This window comes from Pelagimonas varians (genome assembly GCF_003208435.1).
In the GTDB taxonomy this organism is placed as follows: Bacteria; Pseudomonadota; Alphaproteobacteria; order Rhodobacterales; family Rhodobacteraceae; genus Pelagimonas; species Pelagimonas varians.
Genome location: NZ_QKMF01000022.1, coordinates 21246 through 39717, shown reverse-complemented (window position 1 = coordinate 39717; position 18472 = coordinate 21246). Strand labels below are relative to the sequence as shown.

Annotated in this window: 18 protein-coding genes; 12 read left to right on the top strand and 6 right to left on the bottom strand. The window is 54.7% G+C overall.

The window, feature by feature from the left end; genetic code table 11:
• Positions 1-195: 195 nt before the first annotated feature.
• The 4 genes from C8N36_RS21135 (at position 196) to C8N36_RS21120 (ending at position 3012) form a co-directional block, all read left to right on the top strand.
• A complete protein-coding gene (locus C8N36_RS21135) occupies positions 196-1080 on the top strand; it encodes an S-methyl-5'-thioadenosine phosphorylase (protein ID WP_097806689.1) in 885 nt (294 codons plus the stop codon).
• A gap of 10 nt (positions 1081-1090) precedes the next feature.
• On the top strand, positions 1091-1750 hold the full coding sequence (locus C8N36_RS21130; RefSeq protein ID WP_097806688.1) for a DUF2927 domain-containing protein: 660 nt from the start codon (positions 1091-1093) through the stop codon (positions 1748-1750).
• Positions 1751-1753: 3 nt separating this feature from the next.
• On the top strand, positions 1754-2374 hold the full coding sequence (locus tag C8N36_RS21125) for a LysE family translocator (RefSeq protein WP_097806687.1): 621 nt from the start codon (positions 1754-1756) through the stop codon (positions 2372-2374).
• A gap of 95 nt (positions 2375-2469) precedes the next feature.
• On the top strand, positions 2470-3012 hold the full coding sequence (locus tag C8N36_RS21120; RefSeq protein WP_097806686.1) for an adenine phosphoribosyltransferase: 543 nt from the start codon (positions 2470-2472) through the stop codon (positions 3010-3012).
• Positions 3013-3126: 114 nt separating this feature from the next.
• On the opposite strand, the gene phaZ is transcribed toward C8N36_RS21120, so the two are convergent.
• Positions 3127-4419: a polyhydroxyalkanoate depolymerase gene (phaZ, locus tag C8N36_RS21115; protein ID WP_097806685.1), complete on the bottom strand. Its 1293-nt coding sequence runs from the start codon at positions 4417-4419 to the stop codon at positions 3127-3129.
• A gap of 131 nt (positions 4420-4550) precedes the next feature.
• Here phaZ and C8N36_RS21110 point away from each other — a divergent pair, with 131 nt between their 5' ends.
• The 3 genes from C8N36_RS21110 (at position 4551) to C8N36_RS21100 (ending at position 7485) form a co-directional block, all read left to right on the top strand.
• Positions 4551-6353: a PHA/PHB synthase family protein gene (locus C8N36_RS21110; RefSeq protein ID WP_097806684.1), complete on the top strand. Its 1803-nt coding sequence runs from the start codon at positions 4551-4553 to the stop codon at positions 6351-6353.
• Between the two features lie 122 nt (positions 6354-6475).
• Positions 6476-6916, top strand: coding sequence for a phasin family protein (locus C8N36_RS21105; RefSeq protein WP_097806683.1), 441 nt, complete (start codon positions 6476-6478; stop codon positions 6914-6916).
• Positions 6917-7122: 206 nt separating this feature from the next.
• Positions 7123-7485 carry a hypothetical protein gene (locus C8N36_RS21100; RefSeq protein ID WP_097806682.1) on the top strand — a complete coding sequence of 121 codons (363 nt, stop codon included), beginning with the start codon at positions 7123-7125 and terminating at the stop codon, positions 7483-7485.
• 77 nt (positions 7486-7562) lie between these two features.
• On the opposite strand, the gene C8N36_RS21095 is transcribed toward C8N36_RS21100, so the two are convergent.
• From C8N36_RS21095 to topA, 3 genes are all read right to left on the bottom strand, one after another.
• A complete protein-coding gene (locus tag C8N36_RS21095) occupies positions 7563-8189 on the bottom strand; it encodes a 3-oxoacid CoA-transferase subunit B (protein ID WP_097806681.1) in 627 nt (208 codons plus the stop codon).
• Positions 8189-8893: a CoA transferase subunit A gene (locus C8N36_RS21090; protein ID WP_097806680.1), complete on the bottom strand. Its 705-nt coding sequence runs from the start codon at positions 8891-8893 to the stop codon at positions 8189-8191. Before C8N36_RS21090 ends, C8N36_RS21095 begins: the two co-directional genes overlap by 1 nt.
• A 515-nt stretch (positions 8894-9408) precedes the next feature.
• Positions 9409-12117 (bottom strand): type I DNA topoisomerase, encoded by a 2709-nt coding sequence (topA, locus tag C8N36_RS21080; protein WP_097806678.1) that lies wholly within the window; start codon positions 12115-12117, stop codon positions 9409-9411.
• Between the two features lie 165 nt (positions 12118-12282).
• On the opposite strand from topA, the gene C8N36_RS21075 reads away from it, so the two are divergent.
• The gene (locus C8N36_RS21075) at positions 12283-12726 is read left to right on the top strand and encodes a hypothetical protein (protein WP_141468226.1); all 444 of its coding nucleotides are present in this window, start codon (positions 12283-12285) and stop codon (positions 12724-12726) included.
• A 2-nt stretch (positions 12727-12728) separates the two neighbouring features.
• Here C8N36_RS21075 and dprA read toward each other — a convergent pair whose 3' ends face one another.
• The gene (gene dprA, locus C8N36_RS21070) at positions 12729-13946 is read right to left on the bottom strand and encodes a DNA-processing protein DprA (protein WP_097806723.1); all 1218 of its coding nucleotides are present in this window, start codon (positions 13944-13946) and stop codon (positions 12729-12731) included.
• Positions 13947-14185: 239 nt separating this feature from the next.
• The gene (gene tldD, locus C8N36_RS21065; RefSeq protein WP_097806722.1) at positions 14186-15607 is read right to left on the bottom strand and encodes a metalloprotease TldD; all 1422 of its coding nucleotides are present in this window, start codon (positions 15605-15607) and stop codon (positions 14186-14188) included.
• Positions 15608-15788: 181 nt separating this feature from the next.
• On the opposite strand from tldD, the gene coxB reads away from it, so the two are divergent.
• The 4 genes from coxB (at position 15789) to C8N36_RS21050 (ending at position 18459) form a co-directional block, all read left to right on the top strand.
• Entirely contained in the window at positions 15789-16667 is an 879-nt protein-coding gene (coxB, locus tag C8N36_RS21060) for a cytochrome c oxidase subunit II (protein WP_097806676.1), read from the top strand.
• Between the two features lie 118 nt (positions 16668-16785).
• Positions 16786-17721 (top strand): heme o synthase, encoded by a 936-nt coding sequence (cyoE, locus tag C8N36_RS21055; protein WP_097806675.1) that lies wholly within the window; start codon positions 16786-16788, stop codon positions 17719-17721.
• A complete protein-coding gene (locus C8N36_RS24285; protein ID WP_170125944.1) occupies positions 17718-17885 on the top strand; it encodes a hypothetical protein in 168 nt (55 codons plus the stop codon). Before cyoE ends, C8N36_RS24285 begins: the two co-directional genes overlap by 4 nt.
• Positions 17875-18459, top strand: a complete 585-nt coding sequence (locus C8N36_RS21050) for a cytochrome c oxidase assembly protein (RefSeq protein ID WP_097806674.1) — start codon at positions 17875-17877, stop codon at positions 18457-18459. The genes C8N36_RS24285 and C8N36_RS21050 overlap by 11 nt, the downstream gene beginning before the upstream one ends.
• The last annotated feature ends 13 nt before the right edge of the window (positions 18460-18472 follow it).

Here is an 18472-nt window from a genome sequence, read left to right as displayed (position 1 = left end):
CAATTTCGGCCAAACGAATTTGAGCCGGTTTTGTTCAGCGATCAACGCCACTTGGCTCACTTTATCCCGTGCAGAAACTTGTTGTACGGCGATCTGCCGGAAATTGTTCACACAGCTGTCAGGGGCCACGGCTTTTCTTTTTCTGCCGCTATGTGCAAAATGGCTTTCAATGATTTCACCAACAGGCGCATAAATATGACACAGACAATGATCGGCGTGATCGGCGGTTCGGGAATTTACGACATTGACGGGTTGGAAGATGCATCTTGGGTCGATGTCGCCAGCCCTTGGGGGGTGCCCTCGGATCAAATTCTGACCGGCTCATTGCACGGTGTTAAAATGGCCTTTTTGCCCCGCCACGGTCGCGGCCATGTTCATAGCCCTACCACAGTGCCCTATCGCGCCAATATCGATGCGCTCAAACGGCTTGGGGTTACGGATGTCATCTCAGTCTCGGCTTGTGGTTCTTTTCGAGAAGAATTCGCACCGGGCCATTTTGTTGTTGTAGATCAGTTTATTGATCGCACCTTTGCCCGGGAGAAATCGTTTTTTGGAGCAGGTTGTGTGGCCCATGTCAGTGTTGCTCACCCCACCTGCCCGCGCCTGTCCGATGCATGCTACGACGCCGCAGTTGAGGCAGGTGTTACGATCCACAAAGGCGGCACCTATCTGGCGATGGAAGGGCCGCAATTCTCTACTTTGGCGGAATCCAGACTGTACCGCGAACAGTGGGGGGCAGACGTCATCGGGATGACCAATATGCCCGAGGCGAAATTGGCCCGCGAGGCAGAGCTTTGCTATGCGTCTATCGCCATGGTCACCGACTATGACAGCTGGCACCCGGATCACGGAGAAGTCGACGTCAGCGATATCATCAAAACGCTTATGGGCAATTCCGAAAAAGGGCGCGGGATGGTGCGCGGCCTGCCTGCCCGCCTTGGTGTCACCCGTGCGTCCTGCCCGCATGGCTGTGATCGGGCGCTTGAATATGCGGTGATGACTGCGCCTGAAAAACGCGATCCGGCGCTGGTTGCAAAGCTGGACGCCGTTGCGGGCCGTGTTTTGGGCCCTCGAGGGTAACCCGCCTCGCATGCTCCGCTGGTTTTTTCTTTTCCTAACTCTTCCGCGTCTGGTGGCGGCAGAAGATTTTGTCGAAACCAGCGGGCTGCTCAGCGACGATGCCTTCTATAGATTGGTATCTTGCGCTGCGGTGCCCGGCGGGGCTTGCTCCAAGAACACCCTACGCTGGTCTGCCGGATCGACACTGCAAGTCAGCCTGCAACCGGTGGATCGCGCCTTTTTTGGCGGTAAACGAAATCGGGCGCGTGCGGCGCTGATCCGGGCAATTCAGCATCTGAACCGAGCGGACATCAACCTGCGTCTTGAACAAGTGCCAAGCGAGATCGATGCCGATATTCGGATCTATTTCATCGACACTGACGGAACGGCCCCGATATCAGGGACCGGCATTGACGGCGTCGATGGCCAAACTGTCAATGGGGCCCGTGTCAGTGTCTGGGCCACCAACGGAATCATCTTCCGCAGCACCATCGTATTTGGAAACCGGCTGAATATCCGCAGCTACGAAAGCGCGATGCTCGAAGAGTTGACCCAATCACTTGGCCTATTGACAGACATTCGAAACCCCGCCTACGAAGGGGTGTCGATCTTTTCCCAAGACAGCAACGCCTCAAAAACCCTTGGCCCGCAAGATATTATGGCCCTGCAGCGCCACTACCCACCGGAGTAACCCATGAGTTTCGATCTATGGCTTGCCTTTGTTGCCGCCACCTGTGTCTTGCTGTTAATCCCCGGCCCCACCATTTTGCTGGTGCTTAGCTACGCCCTATCCAAAGGCCGCTCGGTTGCCGTTGCCTCGGCCGCAGGTGTGGCCACGGGCGATTTCATCGCCATGAGCCTGTCGCTGGCTGGGCTTGGTGCATTGGTGGCAACCTCGGCCACGTTGTTTGTGGTGCTGAAATGGGTTGGCGCGGCATACCTCGTCTACCTCGGTATCAAACTGATCCGTTCGGCCCCCGCCGATGGGTTAACACTGCCGGAAACCGAAATCTCGGCCAAAGGTATCTTTGCCCATAATGCCGCCGTCACTGCCTTGAACCCAAAAAGCATAGCGTTCTTCATCGCCTTTGTGCCGCAGTTCGTCGACAGCGCAGCGCCCCTTTTGCCCCAGTTTTCCATTCTCATCAGTACGTTCGTCGGCCTCGCTACTCTGAACGCCTTGGCCTACGCACTTGCCGCTGATCGATTGCGGTCCTGGATCGCACGGCCCTCTGTTATCACGTCGCTGACCCGCGGCGGCGGTGCAGTCTTGATCGCAATGGGCATTTTCACCGCAACATTGCGCCGGACCTAATCACGGACTTTGGGGGCGCGACCCGCTGACCCCTTGCGCTCGCCCCCACGCTCAGACATTACAGCACGGCTTATTTCACTGCGCAGGAGGCTGCAATGCCCGCAGGCAAACCACAGGTCCAAGACTACATCCGCACCATTGTGGATTTCCCGCACGAAGGTATTTTGTTTCGCGATGTCACAACGCTGTTTGCCGACCCACGCGGGTTTCGCATGGCCATCGATCAATTGTTGCACCCCTATGCAGGCGTTCAGTTTGACAAAGTGATCGGGCTCGAAGCACGTGGCTTTATCCTTGGCGGTGCAGTCGCACACCAGCTCTCGGCCGGCTTTGTTCCGATTCGCAAAAAGGGCAAACTGCCTGGTGCAGTGATCGCCGAAGAATACACTCTGGAATATGGAGAAGCCGTTGTCGAAATCCACGATGACGCCATTCAACCCGGTGAAAAAGTCCTTATTGTTGACGATTTGCTAGCCACCGGTGGCACCGCAGAGGCCGGTATCAAATTGATCGAACGCCTCGGCGGAGAAATTATCGGCTGCGCCTTTATCGTTGATCTTCCAGAACTGGGCGGGCGCAAAAAGCTTGAAGCCATGGGAATGGATATCCATGTTCTGTGCGAATTCGACGGCCTATAGCGGGCGCTTGCCTTAGGCTGGACGCCAGCCTGAGGACGTCGCCGGAGGCGAAAGGACGAAACGAAAAGAGCGCGCCATTGGCGCGCCCCTTTTAACAATATTTCTACCGGTCAACTAGGCCGCGTCGGTGCCCACGGACTTTAGCTTGGCTTTTTTCGCAACAACTGGCTTTTTGGGCCCGGCATTGGCATCAATGAAATCCAGCACCAAAGGCCGGATATTATTGCGCCAGCTTTTGCCCGCGAAAATCCCATAGTGACCTGCACCATCTTCAAGATGTGACGCCTTCATGTCGTCTGGCAGGCTGGTGCACAGATCAAGCGCAGCAACGCATTGGCCCGGCGCGGAAATGTCATCCTTGGACCCTTCGACAGTTTTCACCGCAACATTGGTGATCGCGCCCATATCAACTTTGTGCCCATCGACCACAAACTCGTTGGCCGCAATCTCACCGTTTTTGAAGATCCGCTCAACCGTCGACAGGTAGAACTCGGCGGGCATATCCATCACGGCCAGATATTCATCATAGAATCTATTGTGCGCATCGTGATCCGAAGCTTCACCGCGACTCACGCGCATGATTTGATCTTTAAATGCCTGCGAATGTCGTTCGCCGTTCATCGACATGAAAGAGGCAAGCTGCAAAAGGCCCGGATAAACCATCCGGCCAACGCCTTTGAATTTGAACCCGACGCGCTGGATCATTGTTTCTTCAAGTTGGCCCATTGTGACGCTGTGACCAAAGTCCGTCACTTCGGTTGGAGCCGCGCTTGGGTCAATGGGGCCACCGATCAATGTCAGTGTACGTGGCTGCGCATCCGGGTTCATCTCGGCTAGATAGGCGGTTGCGGCCAGCGTCAAAGGAGCAGGCTGGCAGATCGCGATTACATGCGTATCCGGCCCCATTTCCTTCATGAATTCCATGAGGTAGAGCGTGTAGTCCTCGACATCAAATTTGCCAGCGGACACAGGAATGTCACGGGCGTTGTGCCAATCGGTAATGTAGACTTCGCAATTTACAATCAATGACTTAACTGTTGAACGCAGCAGTGTTGCATAGTGCCCGGACATTGGCGCAACCAGCAAGATTTTACGCGGCTGCTCTTTGCGGCCCGACACATCAAAGTGGATCAAATCGCCAAATGGCTTTTCGACCACGGTTTCAACGTTCACAAGATGGTCTTTGCCGTCTTCACAGGTAAAGGTGCGAATGCCCCAATCAGGTTTCACGACCATGCGTTCAAATGTGCGCTCAGTCACCTCGCCCCATGCAGCGGCCCATTCCAACGCCGGGTTCGGAAACAAAGAAAACGCAGGATAAGATGCCATCGTCTTGGCGGTCGCGCCAAGCCATTGGTTGGTGTTGCGCACCGTTTCCATCAAATCATAGGTCGCCATATAACGCATGCTTGCCACTCCTTACCGTGTCAAAGGTGGCGCATTCTTTCGCGCCGATCGCCCCGAGCCAATTAGTCGCTTTGCCGCAATGGCAAGTCGACGTTATGCTGCAGATGCGAAGATAGGGGGAATTTGCATCAATGACAACGAACGAACTTGACGCAGGCCAAAGCCGCGCCCGAATGGAAGCGAATTTGGCCAGAATTGAGGAGCTGCAACAGCGGCTCGTTTCGGCATTAACCAAGAAACAAAAAACTCCGGCATCTCTGAGCGGTCCAGAAGCAACTCTCTATGCGAAGGCCGGTCAGGCCTATTGGCAAGAAGCCTTGCAAAACCCCGCCAAGCTGATCGAACAGCAAGTGCATTATTGGGGGCAAACCATGCAGCATTTCGCTGAGGCCCAAAAAGCCTTCTCCGGCGGAAGAATGGAAGCGCCTGATAATATTGTTCCCGATGATCGCCGTTTTGCGAACCCTTTGTGGAACTCGAACCCCTACTTCAATTTTATCAAGCAACAGTATCAGATCAACGGCGAAGCCATTCGCAAAGCGGTTGAGAACATCGAAGATCTTGACCCGACTGAAAAACGTCGTTTGCGTTTCTTTGCCCAGCAAATCACAGACATGCTGGCCCCGACCAACTTTTTTGCCACCAACCCCGACGCCTTGGAAAAGGCGATAAAAACGGATGGTGAAAGCCTGGTCAAAGGGTTGGAAAATCTGGTGGCAGATGTCGAAGCCAACAACGGCGAGATGATCGTGCGGCTGGTGGATGAAAGCGCCTTTAATGTCGGCGGCAACATTGCCACCGCCAAAGGCGAGGTTGTCTATCGCAACCGCATGATGGAACTGATCCAGTATTCTCCGACCACTGAAAAGGTTCAGGAACTGCCCATTGTCTTGTTCCCGCCTTGGATCAACAAGTTTTACATTCTGGATCTCAAAGAAAAGAACAGCCTCATTCGCTGGATCGTTGATCAAGGATACACTTTGTTCGTCGTCAGCTGGATCAACCCCGACGAAGCCTATTCGGACGTCGGTCTCGAAGACTACATCGAAGAGGGGTACATGACCGCGATGAATGTCGCGCGTGAGATCTGCGGAACCGAGCAGGTCAATGCGGTTGGATATTGTATTGCAGGTACAACCCTTGGGCTGACCTTGGCTTTGCTGAAAAAGCGCAAGAAAAAACTGGTCAAATCCGCGACCTTTTTTACGACGCTAACCGACTTTAGCGATCAAGGTGAATTTACCCCCTTCTTGCAAAATGATTTTATCGACGGCATCGAAGAGGAAATCGACAACAAAGGGATGCTGTCATCCTTTATCATGGCACGGACCTTTTCCTATCTTAGGTCAAACGACTTAATCTATGGTCCCGCGATCAAAAGCTACATGATGGGCGAAACGCCGCCCGCCTTTGATTTGCTGTATTGGAACGGCGACGGAGCCAATTTGCCGGGCAAGATGACCATGCAGTATTTGCGCGGTCTGTGTCAGCGCAACGAATTCTCCGAAGGTACGTTTGAACTCTTTGGCGAAACGCTGGCCCTTAAGGATGTCGATGTTCCGTTGATGTCCATTGCCACCGAGACCGACCACATTGCTGCGGCCCGTGATGTTTATCGCGGCGTACAGCAAATGGGATCGAGATCTAAAACCTTTGTTTTGGGCGAATCCGGTCATATTGCTGGCATCGTGAACCCACCAAGCAAAGTGAAATACGGTCACTTCCTGAACGCCGACCTGTCTGGTGACTTCGACAGCTGGAAGGATACCGCTACGCGGCATGATGGATCGTGGTGGCCTCAGTGGGAAGCTTGGCTGAATAAACGCTCTGGCAAGAAAACAGAGGCCCGCATCCCGGGTGATTCTGCCTACCCATCTCTTGGACCAGCCCCCGGAACCTATGTTCAGATTAAAGCTGTAAAGCAAAAACAGTAACTTACAAATTATTCGCTGCGGTGCAGAAATTTCACTTGAAATGCTGCACCGCAGCATGCATATTGTTTTCAGACGCAGCGAACGGGGTGGGCCCGGGAGCAGCGGAGACAAGGATTTGTAAAATGGCACAAGCACAAGATTTCACCGCTGTACTCAAAGACGCTTTGGGTGCATTCCCCGTAGACACAAAAGCCATGGAAGACGCGTTCAAATCGCAAGCGACCATGAACGAAAAGCTGGCCGGCGTTGCGCTGCAAGCTGCTGAAAAGTCTTCCGAGCTGTCCGCTTCTTGGACAAAAGACACTTTGGCCAAACTGGCCGAAATGACTGCCGTAAAAGCAGACCCAGCTGACTACGCAAAAGCCGCAACCGATTTCGCATCCGCTCAGGCCGAAGTTGCTGCCGAAAACATGGCTGCCTTCGCTGAAATCGCGAAAAAAGTTCAGATGGACACTGTTGAGCTGCTGATGGCCGCTGGCAAAGACCTGCAGGAAGATGCAACTGCCGCAGTTAAAAAAGCAACTGACGACGTTTCCAAAGCCGCGAAAAAAGCGACTGCATAAGTATACCAACCCTTCGGGGTTGATCAGGATAATTGCGCCCCTCCTCCCAATCTGGCGCAATTTCCTAGAGGCAGGCTCCCTTAGCGGAGCCTGCCTTTTTTTTGCGACAACGGTATGGAATGTCTGACCGTCAATCATGCCACTTTGTGCCGCCGGCGGCACAGTGCTCTAATTGGCAGGCATTAGAAAAATTCCGGAGGCACATAATGCTTCGCTTGGTCGCAACCCTAGTCCTTTCCATATCAGCCGCGCTCCCCACTTCGGCACAAGAGCGCAATCTAAGATGGCAAAATCTGGACCCAACCACCATTGCAAGTGTCGAAGCCCGTCTTGCGGCGGCTGGTTTTGAATTGGATGGGATGCGGCCATTGACGTTGATCGTGTCAGCTCAGGCCTGCCGCGCGGGATGCACTGTTCGTGAAGCCGCCTGCGCCTGCCCCAAAACCGGAAATACCTGCCCAAACGGCACAAGTGAAAGCCCCGGTGGTGCGCTTTGTCTTGGTCCCTTGCCCGGCGTCCAAGTGATGCTGGAAGACGGCCGGATCAGCGGGTCGTTAGATTTACCCTGACTGTTCAGCTCCGCCAAACAAAGAAAAAAGGCCGCAGCAATCCCGCTGCGGCCTTCGTATTCTTCGCTAACTGTCGATTAAACCAGTGTGGCTTCGGTCGCGGCACGAAACTCTTCTTCGCTGACGCCATCGGCCAGTTCCACCAACTTCAATCCGCCTTCGACAACATCCATCACACCCAAGTTGGTGATGATACGGTCAACAACTTTCTGACCTGTCAGGGGCAGCGTACATTCCTTCAGAACCTTGGACACACCGTGTTTGTTGGTGTGGTCCATCACGACCACGACGCGGCCAACACCTGCAACCAGATCCATCGCGCCGCCCATGCCTTTGACCAGCTTGCCGGGGATCATCCAGTTCGCAAGATCGCCGTTTTCAGCAACTTCCATCGCGCCAAGGATCGCCATAGCAATCTTGCCACCACGGATCATCGCAAAGCTTTGCGCACTGTCGAAATAGGCTGTCTGAGGCAGTTCGGTAATGGTCTGTTTACCAGCGTTGATCAGATCTGCGTCTTCGTCGCCCTCAAGGGGAAACGGACCCATTCCCAGCATGCCGTTTTCAGACTGCAAGGTCACTTCAACCCCTTCGGGGATGTAGTTGCTGACCAATGTCGGGATGCCGATACCAAGGTTCACATACCAGCCATCTTGCAATTCTTGTGCGGCGCGGGCCGCCATTTGGTTACGATCCCAACCCATTATACGTCCTCCCGCTTGCGTACAGTACGCTGTTCAATCCGCTTTTCGTGATCGCCCTGAATAATGCGATGCACATAGATACCTGGCAGGTGGATAGTGTCGGGGTCAAGCGAGCCTGTCGGCACGATTTCTTCGACTTCAACGATGCACAGTTTACCGCAAGTCGCGGCCGGGGCGTTGAAATTGCGCGCAGTTTTACGGAACACCAGATTGCCGGTTTCATCAGCTTTCCATGCCTTCACAATGGCCAGATCAGCAACGATGCCTTCTTCCATAATGTAGGTTTCGCCGTTGAAATCCTTGTGGTCCTTGCCCTCGGCAATGACAGTACCAACACCGGTCTTGGTGTAGAACCCGGGAATACCGGCCCCGCCAGCGCGCATACGTTCCGCCAAAGTGCCCTGAGGGTTGAATTCAAGCTCCAACTCTCCGCTCAGGTACTGGCGCATGAACTCTGCATTTTCACCCACATAGGACGAGATCATTTTGCTGACCTGCTTGGTCTGCAACAAAATACCGATGCCAAAATCATCAACACCTGCATTGTTAGACGCAAAAGTCAGATCTTTGACACCGCTTTGCTTGATCGCTTCAAGAAGCAATTCTGGGATGCCGCATAGACCAAATCCGCCTGACGCAACCAGCATCCCGTCCTGCAGCACGCCGTCGAGCGCTTCTGCGGCCGAGCCGTATACTTTTTTCATGATGTCCTCCCTTGGAACACGTGGATGCAAGGAGTTGTGACGCCAGATAGTTAACCTGTCAACTAGTTCGCCGCAACGCAGCAAAGGCGGAGATCAGCTCAACCCAAAATTGTACATCTATATGGCGAAATTCCCGCTTAATTTAAGTGGGCGTATTCAATATCAGAAAACACTCAAAGGTTGATTTACTCCAGATAAAGCGAAATTCACCAACCTATTTAGTCTATTAAGGACAGTGACCCGATCCAGATTTCAAGGCAGACCAGACCCAAAACTCAGGAATTCTTGGTGAAAATCAGCGTCCCAGCGTCCAGAGGGTTCTGACCAACTGGAAAACGGAAAATCAGACCCAGACGGTGCCATGACAAAGAATCATCCACGCGCAAGTTGATAAAAAAATCCGCTCCGTAGACACCGGAGCGGCCCGGTTCTTCAAAAGAGAACGCAATGCCTTGGCACTTGAACAAGGTCGAAATGGGAAATCAAAATGCCCGGCGGTTAACCGGGCATTGAAATCATTCCTCCCCTTCGGCCTTCTTGGCGGCAGGTTTTTTAGCGGTGGTTTTCTTGGCCGCCGGCTTTTTAGCTGCCGGCTTCTTCTTTGGGGCAGCCTTTTTCTTTGGGGCTTTGTTGGTCTTTTCTGTGATCAACTCAACCGCCATTTCGACGGTCACATCCTTGGGTTCCGTACCCTTCGGGATCGTGGCATTGACCTTTTCCCACTTTACATACGGACCGTAGCGCCCTTCCATGATGCTCATTGCCCCGCCGTCGGGGTGATCGCCCAATTCGCGAAGCGCTTTGGCAGCCGCACCGCGGCCGCGACCCGGGTTTGCGCGTTTATGCGCAAGCAATTCGACCGCATGGTTCATCCCCACCTCAAACATCTCGTTGTATTGTTTGAAGTTGACGTACACCGGTTTTTCATCCCCGGGCAGTTTGTGCATGATATAGGGTCCGAAACGCCCCAAATTACCACTGATGCGCCCACCCTCGGGGTGATCCCCAACATTGCGCGGCAGACTGAGCAATTGTATCGCTTGTTCCAGCGTCGTTTCATCCTTGGGCCATCCACCATGACGGGCTTGCGGCAAGGATGTCCGCTTAGGTTTTTTATTTTCGGGTGTCACATCCCCGCGCTGAACATAGGGGCCAAAGCGCCCGTCCTTCAGCCAGATCTCGTCACCTGCATCTTCGCCAAGCAGCTTCTCTTCGCCTTCTGCACCTTCGCCCGCAATGGGACGGGTGTAGGTGCATTCAGGATAGTTGCCGCACCCGACAAAACCACCAGTGCGCGACGTCTTCAAATGCAATTGACCCGTGCCACATTTCTGGCAAATCCGAGGATCACTGCCGTCTTCGCGCGGTGGGTACAGTTGAGGAGCCAGAGCATCGTCCAAAACATCCAGAACTTCGGACACACGCAGTTCCGTGGTTTCCGCAATCGCAACCGAGAAATCGCGCCAGAACTTGGTCAGGACGTCAACATATTCTGTTTCGCCAGCTGAAACGTGATCCAACTCACTTTCCAAGGCGGCGGTGAAGTCATATTCAACGTATCTCTTGAAGAAATTGAGCAAGAAGATCGTCACAATCCGGCCGCGCTCCTCGGGGAACAGACGGTTTTGTTCCTTGCGAACATAGGAATGCTCTTCGAGACGGGTCAGGATCGACGCATAGGTGGAGGGTCGTCCGATGCCCAATTCTTCCATGCGTTTCACAAGCGTTGCTTCGGTGTAGCGGGGCGGCGGTTGGGTGAAGCTCTGCAAGGCCAAAACAGCGGCGTCTTTGGACAGCACTGCGGCGTCACAGCTTTGCATTTTGCCATCATCTACCAAGGCACCACCGGTACCAGACGCTTTGTCATAGGCCGATTGCATGGCACCGGCCCCGAAACCGGCGGCCTCGCCCATCATAATTTGCGGCAGGCGCTTGTCGTCATCTTCGACCGGCTCGTCGCGGCCCTCTTCATAGATTTTCAAAAAGCCATCAAACAGAACAACTTGGCCGCTTGCACGCAGACCAACCTGCCCATCATCGCTCCCGATCTCAACCGTGGTGCGTTCCAATTTGGCGCTGGCCATCTGGCAGGCCAATGTCCGCTTCCAAACCAGATCATAAAGCTTGCGCTGGTCGTCATCCGTCAGTTTCAGGGCAACTGCGTCACGGGTCATATCCGTCGGGCGGATACATTCGTGCGCTTCTTGGGCGTTCTTGGCCTTGTTTTTGTAAACCCGCGGGCTGTCCGGCACGTATTGCGCGCCATAGCGATCCGCAATCGCATCGCGGGCCGCCGTCACAGCTTCCGGGGCCATATCGATGCCATCCGTCCGCATGTACGTGATGTGCCCTGCTTCATACAAACGCTGGGCCGCGTTCATGGTTTGACGGGCCCCCATTCCGAATTTACGGCTCGCTTCTTGCTGCAAGGTCGAGGTCATGAAAGGTGCCGATGGATTCCGGCTGGCAGGCTTGGCTTCAACGCTGGTGATCTTTAGCGTCCGCGAGGCAATCGCCTGCACCGCCAATTCAGACTGCGTGGCATTCTCAAGGTCAAATTTATCGAGTTTCTTGCCCGCCAGGCTGGTCAGACGGGCCTCGTAGCTTTGGCCTCGCGGCGTCGTAAGCTGCGCCCTTACGGTCCAATACTCTCGCGGGTTAAAGGCTTCGATTTCCATCTCGCGTTCAACGATCAGGCGCAACGATACCGATTGCACGCGGCCTGCGGCCTTAGCACCCGGCAGCTTACGCCAAAGAACGGGCGACAGGCCAAAACCTACCAACCGGTCCAGCGCGCGTCGGGCCAAATAGGCCTCGACCAGCGGCGTGTCGATGTCGCGCGGATTGGCCATAGCTTCGGTTACGGCGGCTTTGGTAATGGCGTTAAAAGTGACACGGCTGACATGGGTCGATTTCTTGATCGACCGACGCTTGGTCAGCGCCTCTTTCAGGTGCCAGCTGATCGCCTCGCCTTCACGATCCGGGTCAGTTGCGAGGATCAGTTCATCGTCGGTTTTCAGCGCTTCTGCGATGGCTGCGACATGTTTACGCGAATCGGTCGGGATCTCCCAAGTCATGGCAAAATCGTCGTCGGCGTCGACGGCCATTCCTTTTCGCGGCAGATCCCGGACGTGCCCATAGGAGGCCAGAACCGTGTAATCGGAGCCGAGATATTTGTTGATTGTCTTGGCTTTAGCCGGGGATTCTACAACAACGACAGGCATCTTACTCTGGACCTCTTGGTAATAATTCTCGGACCTTCTTGCGGGTCGCATATGGCCGCGCACAATGCGCGGTGCAAGGGGGAATTGTCAATGTGGGCAACCAAACCACATGGAAATAACCAAGACGAGGGTCTATTGGTTGATGCCAAACAAGGAGGTATCCCGATGCGATATATGACTTTGGCTTTGGCACTAACAATGGCAATTGCGATGCCATTTCAAGCACAAGCATGGGAAGAGCCAGCCCGCGGCACCGCCCTGCGGGCCGATTTGATGGATGCCTTGCGCCCACACGCCGAATTCGCATTTGGCGCACCCGTTGTTTTTGTTGTTCAAGAGCTGCGCGTTGAGGGCGATGTGGCATTTGGTATGCTAACACCTGTGCGGCCCGGCGGTTCGGCGATCGGGTTTGACGATCTAAACCCCCGCATGCGAGAGTTTGAAGATCGTGATTTTTGGGGTGGCGCAGACATGCAAGCCCTATTTGAAAAATCCGGCCGGACATGGGTCGCGACCCATCAAACCTATGGGGCAACAGATGTGTGGTGGGCAGATCCGATGTTCTGCACAAAGTGGCATCCCGTGATTTTGGAATATTGCTCAAACTGATCCTAATGCCGTGTGTCATCAGCCCCGGGGACCAAAGACAAAAAGCCCCCCGGTTTGCGCTGGACACGGCCATCTAGCTCAAGATCCGTGAGAACCGGAGACACCGCACCGGACGTCTGCCCCAAATCACGGATCAACTGATCTTCCGCCAAAGGTGAGGGCCCCAAGCGGTCCAGTATTTGTAGATGCAAAGCTGCGGTTTCGCGCAGCGTACGGGTTGGTTCCGGTCCCGGTGGCAATCCTTGCAGTATGCCTTGCGGCTTGGCAGCCTCTTGAACAGCAGGCTCCTCAAACCCCGGTAAATCTAGTTGCGGCGCTTGGATGTCAGGCGGCAGAGCCTCTAGAATATCATCTGTGTTTCGAACCAAACGCGCCCCATCGCGGATCAAAATATTGCATCCGCTGGCACGCGCATCCATCGGGTGGCCCGGTACTGCCAGCACTTCGCGTCCCTGATCCAAAGCGCAGCGTGCCGTTATCAAAGATCCGGATTTTGCTGCGGCTTCGACCACAACAACTGCGCGGCTGAGACCGGAAACAATTCGGTTGCGCATTGGGAAATGCCGCGCCATCGGCTGCATGCCCATCGGTTGTTCACTGATCAACGCGCCGCCTTTGGCAATGATATCTTCTGCCAAGCGTGTGTTTTCCGAAGGATAGAGAACATCCACGCCGCCCGCCATGACGGCGACAGTGCAATGATCCAACGCTTCCAGGTGGGCGGCCGTATCAATGCCGCGCGCCAGACCTGACACAACGCAATACCCTGCCTGCCCCAAGCCACCTGCCAAGGACCGCGCCATGCGCAGCCCCAGTGACGATGCATTCCGAGCCCCTACCAAAGCCACCATCGGGCGCGCCATAGCGGATGCATCCCCTCGCACCCAAAGCATCGGCGGCGCATCGGCTAGAGTTGCCAAATCTGTCGGATAATCCGCGTCGCCTTGGCAAATCAGACGGGCACCGCGCAAGCGCGCCGCCTTGAGTTCCGCAAAAACAACCCCCTCTGGGCAAACCTCGTATCGGTTCACACCGGCAGAGCGGGCCACATCGGGCAACGCTTTCAAAGCCTCTTGGGCTGATCCATGTTCTGAGAGCAAACGCCAAAAGGTGGCAACCCCAACCCGGCGCGATCGCAAGAGACGAAGCCAAGACACACGGTCATCTTCCGTGGTGGGTGGGAGTGGGGGGTGAGTGGAAGAGTAGCTGTTGTCGCGCATCTTGTCCCCGTCTTCTTGCACGTTAAGAGGTAGCGCGCAGAGGGTTAACCACCGGTAAATTGTCTAAACTTTCTGTGAGATTTATCTACAAAGCGTTGAAATTACGTACTTCTCTTTTTGTGAAAAAACGTCTTTGGCGCAAGAAAACCGCGCCAAAGACCCCAAATTTCGGGCTCTGAACCCTGAAACACATGCTTGGGAAGAATCGTTCCCATTCAGTTCATTCATAATCGAATGCTTTAACTGCCAGCTCCGCCAACAGTTAGGCCACCGATACGTACGGTGGGCTGTCCAACCCCGACCGGCACCCATTGACCGGCCTTGCCGCAATTGCCCATGCCCGGATCAAGCGCCATGTCATTGCCAAGCGCCTGAATGCGTTTCAACGCATTGGCGCCGTCGCCGATCAACGTCGCCCCCTTGACGGGTGCGCCAACCTTGCCGTTTTTGACACGGTAGGCTTCGGTGCAGGAAAACACGAACTTTCCATTGGTAATATCAACCTGACCACCGCCAAAGCCGACAGCCCAAATGCCGTCTTCCAAACCAGCCACAATATCGGCCGGATCATCCTTGCCACCCATCATATATGTGTTGGTCATGCGCGGCATCGGAACATGCGCAAAGCTTTCACGGCGGCCGTTTCCCGTTGGAACATCCCCCATCAAGCGGGCATTTTGCCGGTCTTGCATGTAACCGACCAGAATACCGTCTTCGATTAAAGTGTTTTTGCCAGATGGTGTGCCTTCGTCGTCCACCGAAATGGAACCACGGCGATCAGGAATTGTGCCGTCATCCAGCACCGTCACCCCTTTGGCCGCAACTTGCTGCCCCATCAAACCGGCAAAAACCGACGCCCCCTTGCGATTGGCATCCCCTTCCAGCCCGTGCCCAATGGCTTCGTGCAACAAAATACCGGGCCAACCGGGGCCTAGCACAATGTCCATCACGCCAGCCGGTGCCGGTTCAGCCGAAAGGTTGACTAAGGCAATCCGCAACGCTTCGCGTGCCTTTGACTGCCAGTCGCGCGAATCCAGCAATCCGTCCAAGGCAACACGGCCTCCGCCGCCTGCGGTGCCGGATTCGCGGCGGCCATTCTCTTCGACGATGACGCTGACATTGACACGCGTCATCGGGCGCACGTCCGTGACCAGCCCGCCTTCGGGCCGCAAAATCGCGATTTCTTGCAGCGAGGCGGCAATCGTTGCCGTGACTTGCACAACACGGCTGTCCATTTCCCTTGCAAAGGCATCGATTTCGCGAAGCGTTTCAATCTTTACCGGAAAATCCGCACCTGCAATCGGATCGGAATCCGTATAAAGACGGCGGTTGGTTCCGCTGGGCGGCGGTGCCATTGTGCCGCCACCTTGGCCAACAGCGAGCCGCGCAGTCTCGGATGCCCGCTTTAGAGCAGATTCGCTGATTTCTGTTGCATGGGCATAGCCCGCCACCTCTCCGTTGACGGCACGCAGGCCAAACCCTTCGGAAGCATCATAGCTGGCAGTTCGAACCCGGCCATCGTCAAACACCAATGTTTCCGAGCGCTTACGCTCCAAAAACAACTCACCATCTTCGGCCCCGGACAGGGCTTCGCGCAGCAAAGATGTGCTGCGTTCTAGGTCAAGATGTGTCTCAAATGGACGGAATGGAGCGTCACTCATGGGGGCCTCGATTTGATCTGGATCAAAAAAAGCGGCGCTTTGCCGCAAGGGGGGTACTTTATAGGTGCATCAGAATATGATTTTAAACACCCAGAACGCAATGGGAGGCGCGGGAATCGGTTTTCACCGAGGCCCGCTCTTTTCTGTAAACAAACAAATTCGCAACCTATCAGGGTGAGATATGCAATTGAAGACCATGCTGACGGGCCTGACGGCCACCGTTCTTGCCGCGCCGGCCCTGGCGCAAGACCTCGAAGTGGTGGGGAAGCCTGTTGATGGCGCGATGGGCTTTCAGCCTGCTGCAACCAGTCTGGCAACACAGCTGCAGGGCCTTGATAATCTGCTGCTCGTCATCATCACGATCATCAGCCTCTTTGTGATTGGCCTGATCGCTTATGTGATGGTCCGCCACAACCGCCGCGCCAACCCAAATCCGGCCAGCTTTACCCACAACACACCAATCGAAATCATCTGGACGCTTGCTCCTATCGCGATTTTGATTGTCATTGGCGCCTTCTCCCTGCCAGTGCTTTTCAACCAGCAAGAAATCCCTGAAGGGGATATCACAATCAAGGTCACAGGGTACCAATGGTACTGGGGCTATGAATATGTTGGCGAAGAAGAGCTGGCGTTTGAAAGCTACATGATCGGCTCACCTGCCACAGGCGGCGAAAACCGCATGTCGGCTGATGTCGAAGCACAACTGGTTGAAGCAGGCTATTCCAAAGACGAATTCCTGTTGGCCACCGACACTGCGATTGTTGTTCCAGTGAACAAAACAATTGTAATGCGCATCACTGGCGCGGACGTGATCCACTCTTGGACCATTCCAGCCTTTGGCGTAAAGCAGGACGCCGTTCCTGGCCGTACAGCTGAGCTTTGGTTCACACCTGAGCGCGAAGGCATCTATTTTGGTCAGTGCTCCGAGCTTTGCGGCATTGCCCACGCTTATATGCCCATCACTGTCAAAGTGGTGTCCCAAGCGGCTTATGAAGCTTGGTTCGAGGCCAACAAAGGCGGTGCAGATTATGTTGATGTCAGCGCCTTCTTGACCAACTAAGCCAGCTTGGGGCTTTGCCCCACTTTAAAAAATCAAGGTCGGCGCTACCATTGCGCCCACCTTGACATCGCTACCGATCCTAGACGACGCACTGAAACGACCGAGCGGACAATACCCCATGAGCGACACCAGCTTTGACGCCAAGCCAATTGAAAACGAGGCCCAGTTCGGCGATTTTTTTGCCTTGCTCAAACCTCGTGTGATGTCGCTTGTTGTGTTTACAGCCTTTGTGGGTTTGCTGGCGGCCCCTACTCCGGTGCACCCGTTTATCGGCTTTTGCGCGATTTTGTTCATCGCGATTGGCGGCGGTGCGTCAGGCGCGTTGAACATGTGGTACGATTCAGACATCGATGCTGTCATGCGCCGCACTCAAAGCCGTCCCATCCCCGCGGGCAAGATTTCCCGCGAAGAGGCGTTCGGATTTGGCCTGACACTGTCTGTGTTTTCCTGCGTTTTCCTTGGCCTCGCCACCAATTGGTTGGCTGGTGGATTGCTGGCGTTTACTATTTTCTTTTACGTTGTGATTTACACCATGTGGCTGAAGCGTCTGACGCCTCAGAACATCGTTATTGGCGGTGCCGCCGGGGCCTTCCCCCCGATGATCGGCTGGGCCGCAGCGACCGGTGAAATTACGACGGCCTCTGTCCTGATGTTTTGCCTGACATTCATGTGGACCCCGCCGCATTTCTGGGCCCTGTGCCTGTTCATGCGCAGCGATTACGACGACGCAGGCGTGCCAATGCTGACCGTCACCCATGGCCGCCCCGCCACCCGCCGCCATATCCTTGGCTACACAGTCTTGCTGGCGATCCTTGCCATCGCGCTTGGCTTTACGCAGGTTGGCGGCACGGTCTATTTGACAGTTGCAGTTGTCCTGAATGCCCTCTTCCTGAAAGGCGCATTTGACATCTATCGCCGCGACGAAGACATGGCCGAAGCAGATAACTTTGCCGTAGAACGCAAGTTTTTTAAACTTTCCCTGCTCTATCTCTTTGCACATTTCGGTGCCATTCTGATCGAAGCCGGTCTCGACAAATTCGGAGTTGCTCTGTGAGCCTGACCAAACAACACGAACTGCATGAACGCCGTAAGACCCGCAACATCGGGCTTGGCCTGACTTTGGCTGCGTTTGTCGCCATTGTGCTGGGCCTGACGGTTGTGAAAATCTCCAGCCCGAGTTTCCAGATGCAACCTGAGGCGGCGGCCAATGGCAACTGATCCCAAAACCAAAACGGTACTCCAATTGGTTGGCGTTGTTGTCACGATGGGGGCTTTGGCTTGGGCATCGGTGCCGTTTTATGACTGGTTCTGCCGGGTCACCGGCTTTGGCGGCACCACAGGTGTAGCTAGCGCAACCACTGGCGAAATTCTGGATAAGACCATCAAAGTGCGCTTTGACGCATCTTTGGAACGTGACATGCCATGGGAATTCAAACCCATGCAGTTGGAAATGGAACTGCGCATAGGTGCCGAAGGCATGGCCTTTTATGAGGCCTATAACCCGACCGATAAACCGGTTGCGGGCCAAGCATCATACAATGTGACGCCCTACAGTGCGGGTGGCTATTTTTCCAAAATTGAATGCTTTTGCTTTACCGAGCAAACGTTACAGCCCGGTGAGCGTGTGCAGATGCCGGTGGTGTTCTTTGTCGATCCTGACATCGTGAACGACAATGATGCCAAACACACCAACCACATTACGCTTTCCTACACCTTTTATCAGATCGACCTGCCCGACCAAGCGCAGGCCGCTCTTATCGAAACAACGGACGATACAACGTCCGTGAACTAACGCCAAACGAGGA